This window comes from Streptomyces sp. NPDC002130 (genome assembly GCF_040296465.1).
Classification (GTDB): Bacteria; Actinomycetota; Actinomycetes; order Streptomycetales; family Streptomycetaceae; genus Streptomyces.
This window is the reverse complement of record NZ_JBEOXI010000639.1, coordinates 1-1,908: the sequence shown is the minus strand read 5'-3', so window position 1 is coordinate 1,908 and position 1,908 is coordinate 1. Positions and strand designations below refer to the sequence as shown.

At 57.7% G+C, this 1,908-nt stretch carries 3 protein-coding genes; all 3 read right to left on the bottom strand.

Annotated elements, in window-relative coordinates:
• The coding region (locus tag ABT116_RS43865) for a glycosyltransferase family 2 protein (RefSeq protein ID WP_351646415.1) at positions 1 to 815 on the bottom strand (815 nt) is incomplete at its 3' end.
• The gene (locus ABT116_RS43860) at positions 805 to 1,596 is read right to left on the bottom strand and encodes a glycosyltransferase (RefSeq protein ID WP_095971928.1); all 792 of its coding nucleotides are present in this window, start codon (positions 1,594 to 1,596) and stop codon (positions 805 to 807) included. The genes ABT116_RS43865 and ABT116_RS43860, both read right to left, overlap by 11 nt.
• The coding region (locus ABT116_RS43855) for a hypothetical protein (RefSeq protein ID WP_351646413.1) at positions 1,593 to 1,908 on the bottom strand (316 nt) is incomplete at its 5' end. The genes ABT116_RS43855 and ABT116_RS43860, both read right to left, overlap by 4 nt.

Sequence of the window (1,908 nt, the reverse complement as noted above, 5' to 3'; positions counted from 1 at the left end):
CTCGGCACCGCTTCGCGAGAGACGCCATGCTCATCGTGGACGGCACCCTGGTGCCCACCCGCGGCAACCGCCGATGCGCTCATCAGCCGAACGGTGATCCCCAGATGTCGCGCGTAGTGCCCCCTGATCGACTCCTTGCACAATAGCGATTTCTCGGGAGAACCAATGGATTTCCCTGCGTACATCGAATACACGAGGGACACAGTGTTGTGTTGAACGATTCGGCCGACGACGGATAGCCGAATGAACAATTCGTAGTCGTCGGCATAACGCTCGACGATCTCAGGTACGTCGAGAGCGATCGCCGCTTCGTAATCGGCACGCCGAACCAGCGCCGCTCCCGGTGGAAACGGACCATAACCTTGCGTCAACAGGGTTCGAGTATTGATCTCGGAGTACGACTGTTTGTTCAACCGACTACGCCCACGCGGGAGGCTCGCCATCACACGTCCAGCGACGACTGCGCAGTCCGCCTGCGCGGAGAGAATACGCAAGGACTCGTGAACGCCGGATGTGACCAGAAGATCATCCGCGTCCAGGAACACGATGTACGGTGCCGTGACAAGCGCGGCCCCCCGTCGTCTCGCAAGGTATGCACCCGCATTGGGCTGCGTCAGGACACGGATGTCGTGGGCGCGACATAGCGCGGCGGTACCGTCTGTGGATCCGTCGTCCACCACGATGACTTCCGAAGCGCCCGCATTGTGCGCGCTCTCGATTGACGCCATAAGTGTGGCTTCCGCGTTGAAAGCTGGTATGACAACTGCGAAGTTCGACTTCAATTCCGTTGTGGGTTCTGAAGATTCACCGGACACGAGGAGTCACCCCCGCTAGTACTCGTCTTTGGACACGATCAGTTTTTGCAAGAAGCGCAACTCCCAAGGACACTGCATAATCGAGCCGGTGCGACCTGAAGACTGTGACACCGGTCAGGGCGCGCGATCGCCGCATGTCCCGATAGTGATCCATCATGCCCCGCACCGAACCAGCACCGGCCGAATCGAAATCACAGAAGAACTCGGTCCACACCCGCGGTTCTGATCGGACTGCCATCTTCAACAGATACAGCTGATCGGCACTGAGCCCGAATTCGGTATCGTAACCGCCGATCTCAACATGCAGAGACTTCTCGATCACACATGCTTGATGGGGAATGATGTTTCCACCCAGGGAGAATCGGGACAGACTGAACGGGATCCGGCCACCGATTCCGATGGAACTTCCGGAGTCATGAATGTTGCTCAGCCCGTAACCCCACCGCCAAGAGACGTCCCCTCTTTGATACTCCCGAGAAACTCGTTCCAGAACGTCACCTGAATGGAATACGTCCGACGAGTGCATGAACCACAGCAATTCGCCACTCGCCAACTCTGCACCGATGTTCATTGCGTCATAACGACCGCTGTCGAGACCTGTGTTCCACACCAACGAATCACCCAGTGAATCAAGGTATTCCACAGTCCCATCGGTCGAGCCACCGTCGATCACGATGTGTTCGACTCCTCGTGCACTCTGAGTCCGGACACTCTCGATCGTGCGGACCAGCCCAGATAGATCGTTCCTGGTGATGGTAATGACGGTGACCGATGAGTTCATCGAGAAACCCCTCTCGCGAGTGCATAGGCGTCATTGAGTGCTGTCCGCGCACTCACGACGTCGACAGTTCGGTTGAAACTTTGTGTCTTGGCCTGAACTGCGGTCCGGTAGTCCAGGCAGTCGAAATAGTGTGTGACGGCCGTCGAAAGCGACTCGGCGGTATAGCCGGCGACTGGATAACCAAGCGAGACCATACTTTTGATATCTCGACTGATTACGGAGACACCTACAGCGGCAGCCTCCGCCGCGGATATCGGAGCGCCCTCCCAGGCTGCAGTATGGAGATACAGCGAACTGGCGCGCACTTCATCC